Below are 16,631 nucleotides of genomic sequence, written 5' to 3'. Positions count from 1 at the left end.
CTCGGGGCGCGAGCGATCTTCGACCGGAGTGTGAGCGGTGAGTACAGCCCCTTCCTTCTCCAGCAGAGCGATCCCTGAACGCTGGATTCAAATTGTCGAAGCCATCGTCAACGCTCCATACGCCTGGAGCACTCCGGACGACGTGATCGAGGCGACCGGAATTGACGAGGAGGCCCTGATCGACGAACTCGCTGACATGGATATCGAAGGATGGATTGATGTCTGGGAGCGTCCCGACGGTCTGGTTGTTACGCTCTCGGTCCTCGCGGCCAAGCGTTTCGGGTGCCACCTAATCGAAATTGATCCTCCCCGGACTCTCCGGTGGGCCAGGGAAGGAGAGGCGGAGCCACCTCCGCAGGTGACTCGATCGACCTCGATGGCGCCGTTGTTCGCGATCATCGACCCTCACCCCGGTCCCGAGTTCGAGATCGAAGCCAATGAGCGCGCGGCCCGATACCAGGCGAACGGCCGATTCGGGACTTTCCGTCGAGGGGCAGGGCAGGGTGAGCCACCCCGACCAACGCTTCTGCTCGGAAGCAACCTCAGTGGGTGGTCGGGAAGCCAGGAAACAGGATCAGACGTGTGCCCTGCCTGTCAATCGCGTCCCCTTCCGGCGCACGCCTACTGTCTTTGCTGCGATCGCTGGGGGCTTGATGCCCCCGATTGGGTTCCCTCACACGGGGGAAGGACGAGGAAGGCCACGACCCGAAATGCCGGAGACGCACGGTACGATCAGACCGATCGACCGAGCAACCCCCATCGACCGCCCTTGATTCGGCTTCGGAGCGAGCGCAATCGTCGCGAGCGATTGGTTCGGCGCGATCGCCTCCGGAATCAACGCCCGACCTGAGACCGACCGACGTTCATCGGCCTAGTTTGGATCATCCGGTCAGTGGATTCGGGGAGGGCCGTTGCTTGCGGGTCCATTCGAAGATTTCGCCTGATCAACCGGTTGAGTTGCGCTGCGATGGTCGCGAAGCACTCGTCCCACGAACAGCCCTGTGCGACTCGCTGGCGTCCGGCCTCGCCAAGGCGTCGGGCCGTTTCCGGCTGATCGATGAGCCACTCCAGCACCGAGGAGAGTTTCTCAACATTGCCGAACGGCACGAGAACCCCCGTCCGGTCATGTTCCACAACCTCGGCCACCCCGCCAGCAGCGGCGGCAACGACCGGTTTGCCATTCGCCCAAGCTTCGAGAAAGACGATGCCAAACGAATCCGTCCGAGAGGGCATGGCGAAGACGTCGATGGCGTCAAAAAAATCTGCCTTGTCGGTCGTTGAGAGGGGGCCGGTGCGGATCAGCCAGCGCTTCGTCGATGACGGGAGTTCCGCCGCGAATCGCTCGAAATGGGGTGAGCTGACCCCTGCCAGAACGAGCGCGACCGGATCATCGGCCGCTCTGAGGGCGTTCAGGGCCATGACCGATTGGACCAGGTCGTTCGTCCCCTTGTTCGGATCCAATGTGGCCAGGTGGCCGATCATCGGCTGGGAAGGGCCGATCCGGTACGTTTCGCGGAACCGATCGCCGCGACCGCCGCAAACCTCGGTCGGCTCATATCCCATTGAGACCTTGACGATTCTGGATCGAGGGATTCCCCATCCCGCCACGGCCTCGGATTCCAGTTCGGTGACGACGACCACCGCATCGGCTTCCCGAAGTAATCGTAACTGGTGCGGTTTCGTGTAATGGCGGTGGACCGGATCGCCCGGCGTCGCAAGGTGGAGAAACGGGGTGAGAATCAGCGGCGCTCCGCACGATCGAGCCTTCTTCCAGGCCGCGAAGGAAAAGTTTGTGAACGGGAAACCGACCGCAAACACGGCGTCGTAGGTCTCACTTGTCCGTTCCAATTCCGGGATCAGAGGCATGTACGAGGCGAACCGACATTGCGTCGGCCAGTGCGGGGCGTAGCTCAGGAGCTTCCCGAAATAGCGTTGCATCGGGATGTGTCGGACGGGGAATCGACGCACACGAGCCCCGTCAATGGTCGAAACGGGCGGTTCATCGAGTCGGGCACGCCGGGGATCGTTGAAATACCAGAGATCGCGGGCATCGCTCGTGAGGACATCGACGCCATGACCCTGATCGACCAGACGGCGGACCATCGCTCGACCGTAGGTTTCCGCGCCTCCGAGGCACGGGGCATAGCGATGGGTATACCAGGCAATCCGCATCGGTCGATCTCTCCTCGCGTCGGGAAGGTCGCTCGGTTCTTCGATCGAAAACTCCGTCATTGGATCCGGCTCGGTGTCGAACTCGTTGGCCCGAACGCTAGCACGCGTTGTGACAATCGCTCCTCGTCGTTGGCCCGTCGAAGACAGACACCCCGAACAACCATCGAGACGGCTGAGCGTTCTCCTTCAAACCGTTTTCGGACCCGAGACAGTGCCAGTGCTCCGTCACTTTCGAGGCGGAACTTGCCTTGAGATTCAGGCAGTGTGAATGGGGGACTCACGTAAAGATTGAATCCCCCAGGAACCACGTTCCAGCTCCAGAGGTCCCGATCCCCTTCCTTTAAAGTCACCGTCCGAGGTCCACCGAGTGCCCGGGCCTCGAAGGCAAAGACAAGGGGCTCGTTCGGGTCGGGATTGGCGAACTCGATCGCAGAAGACTCGGTTGCGAGGCGAACGAATCCATCCCTGGGCAAGAGATAATAGCCTCCCCAGTTCTGGGAGGAGAGTGCGACTGGTGCTCGGGGCTTCGGCATCAATTCACGGTCGAAGACGACCACGGATCCATCGTCGTAGCAGCGGGCATGATCGAGCACTTCGGCCATTCGGTTGATTTGATCGGTTGGGAACTCACTTGCCCGATGCAGGACCACGAAGCGCAAGTCGTGGTGTGTGAGATAGAGCCAGGTATAATCATGGAAGTCAGCATTTCGGATGAGATCAAACTGTTCCGTCCCGGAGGGACCGGGGAAGGTGGCTTGCATCATCCGTGTGTCGGCAAAGGGAGAATTCCAGCTCATCAGATCGTCGTGGGGCCGGTTCTGATGTCCGGAGTAACCGGCGGTTGTCTGTCCGCCGTGCAGCGATTGCCAGTACGTGAGTCGTGCGTTGAATGAATGAGCATTTCCGGAGTTCATGTGCGGGATGTCGACCCAGGCGTCATCGGGATAGTGCTCGCGGAGCCAGGCATAGGCTCCTGGCATGGGAGGCAGCTCCTCGGCCCCGTAAGGGACCTGAGCCAGGTCCACCACCGCAATGAGCAAAACGACGGACAGGGCAAGACCTCTCGTGATCGGTTTGGTCCATCGGGTGCGAAGCTGCATCCAGGCCGCTCCGGCGAGGATTCCCGTACAGACCGGCACAAACAGCTTGAACCGCGCGGGGACACGAATCAGGCGAAAGGGAACGAACCATTCCCAGTCTCGAAGCCAGCCGGCTGGCATGGCGATGCGGTGAGGACCGTACTGCACAGACGATCCAAGCGAGAGCAGCACCAGGATTGCCGCCGACCACCACCAAAAGCCCGCATCCCGAAACTGGACCTTTCCCCACCAGGCCCGCGCGAGAAGCGCCAGACAGACGATCCCGAGATAGGCCATGCCCTCGCCCGGCGTCCGAGTCGCGCCGTACACGTCGATCGGGAAAAATCCCTGGAGGACCTGTCCCGGCATCGGAACGAGATAGGCCCACCAGGGAGCCCCATAACGATCGAACTCTGATCGGGGTCGAATGCCTGCCTGACCGTTGAGGACGTTCCAGATCTGACCGGCGAAGAGCAGCATCAGAAACGGCAGACAAACTGCGACGAAGCCGGTGATCCAGCGTCCTCGAACCCGAAGCCAGCCGAGAACCTCTTGCTTGGGCTGCCTCGACGCCTTCCAACCCAGATACAGGGCTGCCGGGAAGATGGCGAAGACCATGAAATACGCCGCGCACATGGCGAGCAGGATGAACCCCGCCACGGCGGCCATCAATCGTCCCCATCCCGGCCGCTCGACCAGCCGCATCCAGGCGAGGAAGAAGATCGGAAATCCACCAACGTAAATAAGTTCAAGATGAGCATGTGAGTGGACCAAAACTGGACCACTCAGCATTGCCAGCAGACCGGCCAGCATGGCCGCGGCCTCATCCCGAAGCACGGAGCGTGCCAGGAAAAAGGTTCCCAGACCCGTTAGCAGGAAGCCGAACAGCCAGAGAAGATTGAAGCAGAGCACGTCGTTGTCTGTGATCGCCGAGAGGATCAAATAGATCAGCGATTGCAGGTGAAGCGGAGAGAAGTTCCCTATCGGGGCACCGAGCGGGAATTGTAGATCGGGGCAGACCAGGGGGGATCGACCCTGCATCAGGCACTGCTTGTACCAACGCATTACCCAGAGATGCTGTAGGGGATCGGCTGTCGATGGAAGCCGTGTGGTGAATGTTCTGGCAAAGGGCCAGGTCGCCCCCACAATCGCCATCAGATAAAGGGCAGACACCGCGAAGGGTGTCCACCAGGAGTGCTTGCGATCGAGCGTCGAGGGGTCGTGATCGGTCGCATTGGTGCCCACGTACCGGTCCCCATTCGCAGAGGGAGGATGGAGGAGTTCGCGTCGTCGATCCTGAAGCATGAGGGTTGTCTCCTCAGCGTCGGACGACATCGGAAGGGGTTCCCATCAGCACAAGGTCGCCCGGGACCTTCCGGTCGAAGATGTAGACGCGAGCCTGATCGGGGTCGGCTCCCTTGGGAACGATGGTTTCGGGAGACAGCGGACCGATCAAGGACCGGAGGATTTCGCAGTAATCCCACTTCCCGTAGACGTGAGCTTCTCGCGCTACCACCCATCGAGCGTCCTGATCGGCTCCGGCGTAGATCACGTCAGCAAACGTGTAACCCGAATAGTTCCCGTAAAACTGGCTCCAGCCGGTCAGGTCCACAACCTTCTCACCGGGTTGCACATGATCGGCGAGCCATTCGGCGGCATCCCGGTACGCCGCAAAGGGTCCGTTCAAGGGTTCTTGATGTCGGGGAACCGAAGGCAAGATCAATGCGGCAAGGGCCAGGAGCCAGAAAATCGGGCCGGGTCGGATCGCCTCTCCTGAGGCTCCGAGGAGGCGTCCCGGAATGGTGATCGACCGCAGGAGAAAATCGACGGCGAGCGCCGCGAACGGGATGAGGATCATCGCCGGGATCATGGCATGTCTCGGACTACAGTAGCCGCCCGTCGCATGCAGTCTCATGAGCCCGAGGAAGGCGATCAGCAGAAGCACGACGAAGAAGAGCCCCTGCCGAGCGGATCTTGCGTCTCGTCTGGCCCGGTACAACCCGATAGGCACCAGAAGCAAGATCGGAACGGTGACCGCATCCCGGATCGATTCGAACACCACCTTGGTAGCGACCAGGTACGTCTTGCCGACTGATTGATTCGGGTCGAAGGGCCGATTGCGTTCCACCGCCTCGGCTCCGGACGGGGCCGCGGTCCCGATCAGTCGAGCAATGGCCGGCTTCGTTCCAATACCTCCCTTGCTGACCATAAATGGAGCGATGACGAGGGCCGGGACAACGACGAGAATCCCAACCGCCGCCCACCAGCGTGACCACTCCAGACGGGTCGTTTTCAAGGCCGGCATCAGGGCCAGCGTCATGATCATGGAAAGGGGAAGCAAAAGGCCTTCCGGACGCGTGAAATACGAAAGGATGGTGGCGGCGATCATCGGACCGAGCCAGACGAACCTCCCATCCTTCAGGAACCGAAGACCGGCCCAAACTCCCCAGGTCCAGAACAGGAGGAAGCTCCCCTCGCTGAGCACATCCGCCAGGACGTTTGTCAGCACTGGAGCACCGAAGGAGAGGACGCAAGCCATCCAGGCTGCCCGAGCCCCGACCAGTTCCAGGGCGACCAGATACATCGGCACAACCAGGAGAATCCCAGCCATGACCGAGGCCAACTGGGCCGCGCGTTGCCAGTCGAGCGGTTCGTCTCCCCCTTCCAACCCATGAGCCAGTGCAATGGCGACCGGGTAAGCCGGATGATCGATTGACTTCAGCAATCCCCCGACGATCTCTCCGGCTTCAATCACCTTGGCCTGGCGAATGTAGCGGAGACCGTCGGCGTAGATGATCGACGTCCGCGAGGTCTTCCAGATCAAGAGGTTCCCGGCCGCGATCATCAGCAGGACGACGATAAATCCATGTTGCAATCGGCTCATGCGACCCCTCCCTGGGACGCGAGATCCCCAGCCTCCCGTCACGATTCGTGGCAGGATGGTTCTCTGATCAGCGGGTTTTACCGCGATCGCTTCCGAGCGTCGAGGCGAATCGGCCGATCCCCGCGGGATCCCTTGAGCCTTCGACGGGACCCCATGCGGCAGCCGGGGGCCGTGTCTCGAACGCTTTGTTCGGCAAACCGGCGTACCTCGATCCCCCGGAGCCCTCGATCCGAGCCGAGCGTCCGGGCAATCGATCCGACAGCCCTCCACGCGTTCGCGTCTTCCGTCTGGCCGATCCACCGGCACCAGGCATGACGGACATGCGCCTCAAAGGTGATCACCCAGGCCAAGATCCTCGCTTCCCAGCGTGGACGGAACTTCAGGAAATACAGCAACTTACTGTGTCGCGTCACGACCCGAAGCACCGGGTTCACCCGTCTCGACTGCAAGGGGCGGAGGTGCCCGAGCGTGATCGAGTCGTCGAACTCAACGGTCCATCCCCGATCCCTTGCCAAGCGACACAGCGCGACTTCTTCATGGTACAGGAAGAAGTCTTCGTCCATCCCCCCGATCTGCTCCATGACCGACGCCTGAACGAGCAGACAGGCTCCTGTCACCCAGGGAACGGGTCCGGGTCGTGTTCGGCCCAGCGACCAGTACTTCCTACGTGATCGCGGGGTCCAGACTTCGCGAAGGCAGCCGGCCAGTGTCGGGAATGATCCTACCGAGTGTTGCCGGGTTCCGTCTTCGTTGCTCAAGGCGAAACCGACAAGACCCGGAGGACCCTCGGTCCTGGCCTCGTAGAAGGCGATTCGGTGAAGAATTTTCTCGGGAAAATCGGCGTCGGCAAAGGTGTCTGGATTCAGGAGAAGCAGCCAACGCGCGGTAGTCCGTCGCCAAGCCGTATTGACTCCTGCCGCAAAACCGGCATTGTCAGGGCACAGAATGATCTGAATCCCCGATCGGTTCTCGAAATGGGATGGCGGCGGAGTCTCCGAGGCATTGTCGACCAGGATCAGCTCGCAACGGCCGTCGATCCGCTCCAGAGAACTCGCCATCGCCTCAACCAGACGCTCGCAATCGGGCCAGGAGTTGAAGTTGACGATCACAATCGCCAGAGTCGGGGGCGTTGGGCATTGCGGCCCTTCGAGCGTTGCGATGGTCATCCGAGCTCGGCCCTCGTTCGGGAAATGGCGCCGGAGAAGGATTCGTAAGAATCTCTGGAATCTCCAGGACAACCAGACCGATGGTAACGCTTGAGCCGATTCGCTGAAGGCCGATTTCGCGGTAATCGCGTGGCCGGCTCGAATCCGGCCGCTTCCCACGACACCGAGGGAACGGTGCAGACCCGATGAAGGAATCATCCTCCCCTGATCAGCCCTCCGTCTCGTCCCGGGCAAGCGGTTCTTCGGAATCGGGGCGCGTCTTGATCGTCGGGGCACGTCGCCGGCTTCGGCGCCTGGGAACCATGCTCGATCAACGTCCCTGGTCTGGATTACGGATCGTCGGGTTCGTGGATCGCTCGGGCCGAGGGCGACAACTGGCCATTCATCCCGGCTCCGAGCCGATTCCGGTCCTTGGCCGCCTGGAACGACTCTCGGAAGTGATCCGGAGTTCTCGGGCAACGCATATCATCGTGGCACTCTCCGATCACCCGAGCCGGAATTCCGATCCGGAACTTCATGCGCTCCAAAACCCCGAGCTACGAGTGCACTGGATGTCTGACGAGACGGGAACCCCCTCACACGCGATTGGTTCTCGAACTGACATCCCTCACCACCGCTACCAACCTTCGCACACCATCGGCGAGTCGATTCACACGGGCCGAATCGCCAAGCGACTGCTCGATCTGGCCTTCGCGGCACTCGGCCTTCTGGTGCTCTCTCCGCTCTTTGCGGCTATCGCTCTACTGATTTACAAGACCTCGGGTTGGCCGATCTTCTACACCCAGGAACGAATCGGGCAGGGTGGCAGACTGTTCAAGATCATCAAGTTTCGCAGCATGAAACCGAACGCCGAGATCGAGACCGGCCCCATTTGGGCCGCAAACCACGACGACCGATGCACGCCGATCGGTGACTGGCTGCGGCATACCTGTCTTGACGAGCTGCCACAACTGATCAACATCCTGAAAGGTGAGATGAGCCTTGTCGGGCCTCGTCCCGAGCGACCGATCTTCGTCGAGCGATTTCAAGAGGAGGTGCCGGATTACCCGTTGCGCCATGTGGTTCCGGTCGGACTGACAGGCTGGGCTCAGGTGCATGGTTGGCGGGGCCGAACGTCGATCAGGAAGCGACTTCAGTATGACCTTGACTACGTGCGCCGCTGGTCCTTCTGGCTCGACATCAAAATTCTGTTCATGACCGCCCTGCACGTCGCCTTCGGCAAGGTGGATTGGGGTATGCCTCGCAACCGGAGGGTAGACCGTGAACCGACCGACGCTCTCGGTCGTGATACCCACGCATAACGGCCGAAACCTGCTACCCGCTTGCCTGGAAAGCCTCCGCGTGCACCGCCCCGAAGGGCTGCACCTGGAGGTGATTGTCGTCGATGATGCCTCGCTCGACGGCTCGGCCGACTGGGTCAAGGCACACGCTCCCGAAGTCCGTCTGATCCGCCTGGAACGGAACGGGGGCTTCTGCGTGGCCGCCAATGCCGGGATCGCCGCAGCCCGGGGCTCGATCATCCAGCTCTTGAATAATGATGCCGAGGTTTGCGAAGGCTGGGCCGAGGCGGGGCTTGCACCGTTTGAAGATGCCCATGTCGGATCAGTCGCGCCGCTGGTCCTTGTCCGATCCCAGCCTGATCGGGTTGATTCCGCCGGTGATTGCTATGCCTTCTTCGGCTGGCCATCAAAGCGAGGGCACCGCCAGCCGGCCGAGCGATGGAGGGTCGAACCCTCAGGAGAGGTCTTCGGAGCGAGCGCGTCAAGCGCCTTCTACCGGGCCGAGGCCCTACGCAAGGTTGGTCCGTTCGACCCTTCGTACGGGTCGTACTATGAGGATGTCGATCTGGCCTTTCGTCTGAGATGGGCGGGGTATCGTTGCGTCTTCGAGCCGGAATGCCGAATCTTGCACGATGTCTCCGCCACCTATGACCACGGAAACCCGAGCCTACACCGCCGCATGGCAAAGAATGCCGAGGCCCTGTTCTGGTCGAATTTGCCGCTGGGCTGGTTGGCCGCAGCGTTGATCCCGCATCTGGGATTCCTCGCCGTCCAACTGCTCTGGAAGCTGTCGAAGGGAAGGGCGGGTGCGTTTTTGCTTGGTAAATGTGATGCGGTCGCCGAGCTTCCCCGATTCCTGAAGTGTCGGGCTCATCGGCGAGGGCTTGCCAGTACGGCTGTTTCAAAGCCGAACTTTCGGCTGGGGGTCGCACCGGTTCAGGCAGCGGTCGATCATCTTGCTCAACCGATGAAGGCCGGAGCTTACGCCAATCCGTAAAGCTCCGGTGATTGTCAATCCTGCGGTTGATTCCGGTCGGATCAGGCCTTCTTGGCGAGAACGGCGGCTTCCGCGGCCTCGACAACCCGTGAGGCAGTCAGGCCGTATTTCTCAAGCAAGGCCTCGGGCGATCCACTCTCGCCAAACGAGTCGTTGAGATTGACGTAGCGGATGGGCACCGGCTGAGCTTCGGCAATGGCCATCGCCACGACACTGCCGAGTCCGCCGTGGGCCAGGTGCTCCTCGGCCACGACGATGGCTCCTGTCTCCCGAGCCGCGGCGAGCACCGCCTCTCGGTCGAGCGGCTTGATCGTGTGCATGTCAATGACGCGAGCCTCGATTCCCTTTCCGGCGAGTTCGTCAGCGGCATCGAGCGCGGAGGCAACCATCAAGCCATAGGCAATAATGCTAACATCGCTTCCTTCGCGGAGGACGTTCGCCTTGCCAATCGTGAACGGAGCCTGTTCGTCGGTGTAAACCTTGGGTACGTCGGGGCGGCCGGTACGCAGATAGACCGGCCCCTGGTAGTCGAGAATCGCCTTGGTGGCCGCTCGGGTCGAGGCCTCGTCGGCGGTGACGACCACAACGAATCCCGGCAAGGAGCAGGCGAGGCTCACGTCCTCGATTCCCATCTGCGAGGCACCATCCTCGCCGATGGAGATCCCCGCGTGGCTGCCGACCACCTTGACATTCAGCTTCGGATAGGCGACTGCCATCCGCAACTGATCATACGCGTTGCAGAGAATAAACGCGGCGAAGCTGGCGATCACCGGAGTTTTCCCGCACGAGGCGAGACCGCCGGCAATGCCGACGAGGTTGCTTTCGGCAATACCAATATTGAAGAAGCGGTCGGGAAACTTCTTGCCGAACCATTCGGTTCGGGTCGAGTTGGAAACGTCGGCATCGACTACGACCACGTTCGGATAGTCGCCGCCGAGCGCCTCCAGGGCACGGCCGAACGCGTCCCGGGTGGCCTTGCCAATCGCTCGCTTGGACTGCAACGCAGAGGAAGCGCCCGCCATGAGTAATGTCACCTTTGTCTTGTGTGGAATATTCTTGAATGTTCGATCGTTGCGTATTGGGTCGAAGGCTCAGCCACGTTCAAGCGCTTGCTTCGACCTCGGCAATCGCCTCGTCGAGATCCTGAGGCTTCATCGGCTTGCCGTGGAAGTTCGTGTCGCCAAGCTTTTCCAGAAGCTTGAGCATTCCCTGGCCCTTGTGGGTCAAGGAGACGATGCAGGTTGGCTGCCCTTTCACCGCTCGGACGCGTTCCAGGGCGGTCACGACCTCGTTCATGTCATTCCCGTTGATGACCTGGGTGTGCCAGCCGAAGGCGGCAAACTTGCCGTCGATCGGGTCCATGTTCAGCACGTCTTCGGCAGCGCCGGTCTGCTGGAAGTGGTTGCGGTCGACGATGCAGGTCAGGTTCTCGAGCTTGTACTTCGCGGCTGAGGCGGCGGCTTCCCAGATCTGGCCCTGGCCCAGCTCGCCGTCACCAGTCATCACATAGGTATGGTACGACTTGCCATCGACCCGAGCGGCCAGGGCGTGGCCGACCCCGATCGAGAGCCCTTGACCGAGCGAACCGGTTGAGGCCTCAATCCCCGGCAGGCGTTTCATGTTCGGGTGCCCTTCCAGCGGGCTACCCAGCTTGCGGAGGGTCATCAACTGATCTTTTGGGAAGTAACCCGCTTCGGCCATCGCCGCATAGAGGACTGGTGCGGCGTGCCCCTTGGAGAGGATGAAGCGGTCGCGATCGGGCCAATGAGGTTGCTTCGGGTCGTAGTTCATGAACCCGCCGAAGTACAGCGCCGTCACCACCTCGGCGGCCGACATCGAACTGCTCGGGTGTCCTGACCCGGCCTCGGTCGTGCTCTTGAGAATCTCGATGCGAATGGCCTTGGCGCGCTGTTTCAGCTCTTCGAGGTTGGCGGGCACGGTCAATTCCTCCAGGATGCGTCGTCGAAACGGCCCTTGAACATAAGGATCCCGTGTCGGTTTGGGCAAGAGCGCTTCTCCTGAAGCCGAGGCTGATGTTCGTGTTTCGACGCTCGTGTTAGGATCGTTATCGCAGGCGTCGAGGCCTGTCGAGACGTGGCTGAACCCCGTCGCTTCCGAGAACTTCGACCGTCGACCGAGACTCCGATCGTGCCCCGATTTGTTCCCGATAGTCCTGAATTTCTCCAGCTTCTCAAGGGAAATTCCCGAGCAGACCTCGTGAGAATTGCGTTGGAGATCGCCCGAGACGCATGCCCTGACCTGGTCTTTGAACCGTACTTGCGACGGATCAACGACCTCGCCAAGCGGGTTCGGCTTCGAATTCCCGAGGAGGTTGGGACACAGGAGCTGATCCAGCAGATCAACTGGGTCCTGTATGTCGAGGAAGGCTTTACGGGGAACGACGACGATTACTTTGACCCCAACAACAGTTACCTGAACGAAGTGCTCGACCGCCGCACCGGAATTCCGATCAGCCTCGGAGTGCTGTACTTGGGTGTGGCCGAACGGCTCGGACTGCGTCTGGATGGAGTGAATCTGCCTGCACATTTTGTGCTCAGGGCCGATCAAGGGTTGAAAGACCCGATGTTCATCGATCCTTTCCAAGGTGGCAGAATTCTCGATCGGCAAGGCTGTCGGCACCTCGTTTCCTCTCGAAGCGGAACGGTAGTCGATCTCTCCGAAGAGCAGTTCCGGCCGATGTCCACGGCCGAGGTCGTGGCCCGCATGCTCCGGAACCTCCGCGCCATTCACTTGCAGAGCGGCGATGCCATGCTGGCCTCCGCCGTCTTGACGCGACTTGTGGCCCTCGAACCCCAGGAGGCGGGGTATAGGCGAGACCTCGGGATCGTTGCTCTGGGAATCGATCGGCTGGACGAGGGAATCGAACAGCTCTCCGCTTATCTGGAGCAAGCCGGACAGGCCCCGGATGCCGAAACGATCCGGGCCTTGATCCTCAACGCCCGACACCGGCAGGCCCAGGAGGGGGGTCCAGGGGCGAACTGATCGAAACGATAAGCACAATCGGTTCAAGATGCTCCGAGAGCGTGCCGATAGAAAGATGAAGGAGCAAGAGGCGAGCGGCCCGTCCTTGGGTCGGACGCGTTCCGCCTCGATCGCTGGAGTGCCTTCTGGACCGCCGTTTCGACGGGCGGAACAGGGGGACGGAGGAGTGTCCTTGCAGACGCGAAGGGTCGGATGGATCATCACGACCGCGCTGCTGGTTGTCGGACTGACCGGCTGCCGGAATCTGCCCAGGGGTGGACTCGGTCGCGGTCCGGATGTCAGAACTATTGCCGGGGTTGGGATCGGTCCGGAACGTCTGGCGATCCGGGAGGGAGCTCCTTCGACGATCTCCAGTAGAGTCGACCCGCCTGTCGCCGGCGAGGAGCCCGATGAGGTCATCGGACAGGTCGTCGATGATCGCGGTGTCCCGGTCGCCAATGCACAGGTTCGACTGGCCGTTGATGGCACCCCCGGAGGTCGAGAGGTGGTCGGGACGACGAACCGATCCGGCCAGTTTCTGCTCAAGGGTCTACGTCGCGGCGAAGAGTACACCTTGATCGCTGAATGGGATGACGGCAACGAGTTCCTGCTCGGCCGATCGTCGGTTTCGGCGCCCTCGGAGAAGGTTCGGATCGAAGTGGCCTCGGTCGAGAGTGCGGAAGGACCAGCGTTCACATCACGCGCTGGAATGGAATCCTCCAGAGCCGCCTCGTACAGCCGAAATGATCGGGACCTGGAACGGGTCTCGATCTTGAACAATCGACCGCAGGACTCGACTGAGTCACCCGTGCGAGCGGATCGGGCACCAGCAAGGAATCGGACAGGGTGGATCCCGTTTGACTCGGTCAACCGGGTATCGCTTGATCCATCTCAGCGATTCGATGACTGGGTTGAGGACGCACGTTTCCCTGAATCCGACCGCTCGTTCGAACCACCTTCGAGCATGATCGCGGAGGATCAGAAGCGATCTTCCTCTGCGACTGGGGCCGTTCCTGATCGCTTCGAGGGAAATCCCGGAATCCTTCAGGAGTCCTCGGATGTCGATCCGAACGACTTCCCGATGCCGATGTCTTCGGGAAATGAGTCGAGGACCGTCCCTCAGGGATCCTCGGATGCTCGAATCGGGAGGAAGGCGACACGCCTGTTGCCAGAGCCGAGGCCGATGGCGTCGGATTCTCCCAGGACGACGGTTGAAACCGTGCCACTGGTCAGGCGGTTCGAACCCGCCACGGATCAGGACCGAGAACAACCCGACCCGCCCCTCTTAATGACAGATGCACCTCCCGAGACTGATGAACTTACCGGTGAAGTTGCGTCTGAGTACCCCTCAAGGACCGCTATTGACTCGCAACCGGGATCAATGCGGCTGCCTGACGCGCCGATCCGCTCGGGGTCATCCATCACTGCGGGATCACAAACGACGTCCGAGCCTGTCCCGGCGACCGAGGAGCCAGCGAGTCAGCCCGGAGTCCCGGTCGGTGTCTCTCACGCTCCTGAAGAGGGATTCACGTTCCCGGAGCCTTCAGACTCTTCCGACAATCTTCTGACTCGAGACACGAAGATCGAGCCTCAGACCGGCTTGTCCAGCAGCTTCTCGGAACCTTCCCCTGATGCAAAAATGGCCGATGCCGACCGAGGAAATAGGCCGAGATCGATTGAAGAGGAGGTCATCACGGGGGATACAGTCCCAAGGGCTCAAGAGAACACTCGGACCTTCCGATGGTCCGACCTCCCCCCGCCGAGTCCGTTGAACGAGGGAGTTGCGTCGAACGAGCAAGGAGTAGCGGGTACTTCCGAATCCAATGGCCCGGGACGCTGGTCGAAAGGGCTCCTGAAGTGGGTGTCGAGGGAACAGGACGCCTCAGAAACGACGCCCTCGGTCGAACCCGTTGTTCGTTTTGACTCAGCACGGAATCGGCTGGAGGACTTCATTCTTCCCGACCTTCAGGGACAGAGCTTCCAGTTCAAAGAGACGGAATCGGACCACATCTTGCTCTGTTTCTGGGGCACCTGGTGCGATCCGTGCGTGGCCGCGATGCCTCATCTGGCGGACCTCCAGCGACAGTTTGGTCCCAGTCGGTTGCGGGTCGTCTCGATTGCCTACCAGCGGAACGGGGAGGGGGGGCCGAAGTCCCTGGCTCGACTCTCACGACGCTTGGGCCTGAACTATCCGATCCTCCTGGCCCCGACCGACCAGCCTTGCCCGGTGGCCAGCGCGATGGAGGTTCAATACTATCCGACCTTCATTCTCCTCGACCGACAGGGGAACGTCGTCCACCGCGAGACGGGAGCGACGGGAGACAAGATCATGAGGCTCGACCGGGCGATTGCTGCCGCGATGGACGAATCAGTCATGACGGTGACAAAACGGTGATAAGAATCTATGATTTTATGAGAGTCCGGTGATGGTTCCACTTGGATCGACATCGATCCGGAGCGCCGCTGGTTGACGAGGTAGTCCCGGCATCCGAACGATCTCCCCGGTGAGGGCGACCAGGAAGCCGGCGCCGGCGGCGATCTCAATGTCCCGGACGGTGATCGTAAAGCCTCGGGGACGTCCGCGAAGTTTCGGGTTGTCGGAGAGCGAGTCCTGGGTCTTTGCCATACAGATGGGAAGCGAGCCGTAGCCGAGACGTTCGAGCTTGCGAAGCTTTGTCTGGGCCTCGGCGGTGATGGTGATGCCGTCGGCGCCGTAGATCGATCGGGCGATGGTTTCGATCTTCGCTTCGGGAGTCTGATCGAGGTCGTAGAGCGGTCGGTAGGGGGTCTGGGGTTGGTCGGCCGCGGTGACGACCAACTCGGCCAGTGTGGTGGCTCCTGCTCCACCTTGACCGAAGACGTCGGCGGTGGCACAAGGGATCCCAAGCCCTTCGCAGAAGGCGTGGATCACGCCCAGTTCGCCGTCGGTGTCTTCACGACGCTGGTTGATCGCGACGACGACGGGCTTGCCGAAGTGCCGTGCGGCGTCGAGGTGAGCGGCCAGGTTCTCCAGGCCGCGCTCGACGGCCGAGGGGTCGGGGTGTGTCAGATCATCAAGACTGACACCGCCGTGCATCTTCAAGGCCCGGACGGTGGCGACAATGACCACGGCCGAGGGGTTCAAGCCGGCCGATCGGCACTTGATGTCGAAGAATTTCTCGGCCCCGAGGTCGAAGGCGAAGCCAGCCTCCGTCACGGCGTAATCGGCATGGGCCAGGGCCATCCGGGTGGCCAGCACCGAGTTGCAGCCGTGGGCGATGTTGGCGAACGGGCCGCCGTGGACGAAGGCGGGAGCGCCCTCGACCGACTGCACGAGATTCGGCATCAAGGCTTCGTTGAGGATCGCCACCATGGAGCCGGTCACGCCGGTCGAGGAGGCAAGCAGAGGCTCTCCCTGGCGATTGTAGCCGAGGAGGATGCGGTCGAGCCGAGTCCGGAGGTCCTCGTACGACTCGGCCAGGCAGAGGATGGCCATGACCTCACTGGCCGCCGTGATGTCGAAACCCGACTCGCGCGGAACGCCTTGACCGGGGCCACCGAGGCCGAGGACGATCCGCCGCAAGGAGCGGTCGTTCATGTCCATCGCCCGCTTCCAGAGGACCCGGCGGGGGTCGAGGTCGGTCATGCCGAAGTGGAGCTGATTATCCATCGCCGCGGCGAGCAGGTTGTGCGCGGCGGTGATGGCGTGAAAGTCGCCAGTGAACTGGAGGTTGATCACATTCGACGGCTCAACCGTGCTTGCTCCGCCGCCCGTGGCCCCGCCTTTGCGACCGAAGACCGGCCCCATCGAGGGTTGGCGGAGGGCCAGGCAAGCATCCTTGCCGATCCGACGGAGCCCCTGGGCCAGGCCGATTGAGGTGGTCGTTTTTCCCTCGCCGGCCGGAGTGGGGGTGATGGCGGAGACGAGGATGAGCTTCCCCTCGGGCCGCCGAGCCCCGGCCTCAGTAAGGGCATCGAGGCGGACCTTGGCCTTGTCTCGCCCGTAAGGTTCGAGCGCGGATTCGAGGATGCCGAGGTCATGAGCGACCTCGGTGATCGGTCGTCGTTGAAGAGAATCAGCCATTAGTGTGC

At 61.5% G+C, this 16,631-nt stretch carries 12 protein-coding genes; 5 read left to right on the top strand and 7 right to left on the bottom strand.

What is annotated here, in order from left to right; all coding sequences use genetic code 11:
- Positions 1–37: 37 nt before the first annotated feature.
- Complete coding sequence (locus tag HG800_RS02560) at positions 38–850, top strand: hypothetical protein (RefSeq protein ID WP_169973334.1); 813 nt, start codon at positions 38–40, stop codon at positions 848–850.
- Here the strand turns inward: HG800_RS02560 and HG800_RS02555 are convergent.
- The 4 genes from HG800_RS02555 to HG800_RS02540 form a co-directional block, all read right to left on the bottom strand.
- A complete protein-coding gene (locus HG800_RS02555; protein ID WP_169973322.1) occupies positions 835–2,172 on the bottom strand; it encodes a glycosyltransferase family 4 protein in 1,338 nt (445 codons plus the stop codon). The genes HG800_RS02560 and HG800_RS02555 overlap by 16 nt on opposite strands.
- Positions 2,173–2,228: 56 nt before the next feature.
- Complete coding sequence (locus tag HG800_RS02550; RefSeq protein ID WP_169973320.1) at positions 2,229–4,556, bottom strand: hypothetical protein; 2,328 nt, start codon at positions 4,554–4,556, stop codon at positions 2,229–2,231.
- Between the two features lie 13 nt (positions 4,557–4,569).
- Positions 4,570–6,135: a glycosyltransferase family 39 protein gene (locus HG800_RS02545; protein WP_169973318.1), complete on the bottom strand. Its 1,566-nt coding sequence runs from the start codon at positions 6,133–6,135 to the stop codon at positions 4,570–4,572.
- A 77-nt stretch (positions 6,136–6,212) separates the two neighbouring features.
- On the bottom strand, positions 6,213–7,301 hold the full coding sequence (locus HG800_RS02540; RefSeq protein WP_169973316.1) for a glycosyltransferase: 1,089 nt from the start codon (positions 7,299–7,301) through the stop codon (positions 6,213–6,215).
- Positions 7,302–7,486: 185 nt separating this feature from the next.
- On the opposite strand from HG800_RS02540, the gene HG800_RS02535 reads away from it, so the two are divergent.
- Together HG800_RS02535 and HG800_RS02530 are read left to right on the top strand one after the other, a co-directional pair.
- On the top strand, positions 7,487–8,602 hold the full coding sequence (locus HG800_RS02535; protein ID WP_169973314.1) for a sugar transferase: 1,116 nt from the start codon (positions 7,487–7,489) through the stop codon (positions 8,600–8,602).
- On the top strand, positions 8,562–9,578 hold the full coding sequence (locus HG800_RS02530) for a glycosyltransferase family 2 protein (protein ID WP_169973312.1): 1,017 nt from the start codon (positions 8,562–8,564) through the stop codon (positions 9,576–9,578). Before HG800_RS02535 ends, HG800_RS02530 begins: the two co-directional genes overlap by 41 nt.
- A gap of 41 nt (positions 9,579–9,619) precedes the next feature.
- On the opposite strand, the gene HG800_RS02525 is transcribed toward HG800_RS02530, so the two are convergent.
- Together HG800_RS02525 and HG800_RS02520 are read right to left on the bottom strand one after the other, a co-directional pair.
- Positions 9,620–10,600, bottom strand: a complete 981-nt coding sequence (locus tag HG800_RS02525; RefSeq protein WP_169973310.1) for a transketolase family protein — start codon at positions 10,598–10,600, stop codon at positions 9,620–9,622.
- 79 nt (positions 10,601–10,679) lie between these two features.
- Positions 10,680–11,516, bottom strand: coding sequence for a transketolase (locus HG800_RS02520; RefSeq protein WP_169973505.1), 837 nt, complete (start codon positions 11,514–11,516; stop codon positions 10,680–10,682).
- A 210-nt stretch (positions 11,517–11,726) separates the two neighbouring features.
- On the opposite strand from HG800_RS02520, the gene HG800_RS02515 reads away from it, so the two are divergent.
- Together HG800_RS02515 and HG800_RS02510 are read left to right on the top strand one after the other, a co-directional pair.
- Positions 11,727–12,581, top strand: coding sequence for a SirB1 family protein (locus tag HG800_RS02515; RefSeq protein WP_315851951.1), 855 nt, complete (start codon positions 11,727–11,729; stop codon positions 12,579–12,581).
- A gap of 1,840 nt (positions 12,582–14,421) precedes the next feature.
- Complete coding sequence (locus HG800_RS02510) at positions 14,422–14,955, top strand: TlpA family protein disulfide reductase (protein WP_169973308.1); 534 nt, start codon at positions 14,422–14,424, stop codon at positions 14,953–14,955.
- A gap of 15 nt (positions 14,956–14,970) precedes the next feature.
- Here the strand turns inward: HG800_RS02510 and HG800_RS02505 are convergent, their stop codons facing one another.
- The gene (locus HG800_RS02505) at positions 14,971–16,623 is read right to left on the bottom strand and encodes a formate--tetrahydrofolate ligase (RefSeq protein WP_169973307.1); all 1,653 of its coding nucleotides are present in this window, start codon (positions 16,621–16,623) and stop codon (positions 14,971–14,973) included.
- Positions 16,624–16,631: the final 8 nt, after the last annotated feature.

Origin of the sequence: Tautonia rosea (assembly GCF_012958305.1) — a bacterium.
Taxonomy (GTDB): Bacteria; Planctomycetota; Planctomycetia; order Isosphaerales; family Isosphaeraceae; genus Tautonia; species Tautonia rosea.
Note: the sequence above shows the minus strand (reverse complement) of the source record. Positions and strands in the feature narration are given on the sequence as shown.

What these genes read in the sequence shown, in the direction of transcription:
- HG800_RS02525 (WP_169973310.1), bottom strand. Translation starts at nt 10,600, where the DNA reads ATGGCGGGCGCTTCCTCTGCGTTGCAGTCCAAGCGAGCGATTGGCAAG.
- HG800_RS02545 (WP_169973318.1), bottom strand. Translation starts at nt 6,135, where the DNA reads ATGAGCCGATTGCAACATGGATTTATCGTCGTCCTGCTGATGATCGCG.
- HG800_RS02550 (WP_169973320.1), bottom strand. Translation starts at nt 4,556, where the DNA reads ATGCTTCAGGATCGACGACGCGAACTCCTCCATCCTCCCTCTGCGAAT.
- HG800_RS02505 (WP_169973307.1), bottom strand. Translation starts at nt 16,623, where the DNA reads ATGGCTGATTCTCTTCAACGACGACCGATCACCGAGGTCGCTCATGAC.
- HG800_RS02540 (WP_169973316.1), bottom strand. Translation starts at nt 7,301, where the DNA reads ATGACCATCGCAACGCTCGAAGGGCCGCAATGCCCAACGCCCCCGACT.
- HG800_RS02535 (WP_169973314.1), top strand. Translation starts at nt 7,487, where the DNA reads ATGAAGGAATCATCCTCCCCTGATCAGCCCTCCGTCTCGTCCCGGGCA.
- HG800_RS02555 (WP_169973322.1), bottom strand. Translation starts at nt 2,172, where the DNA reads ATGCGGATTGCCTGGTATACCCATCGCTATGCCCCGTGCCTCGGAGGC.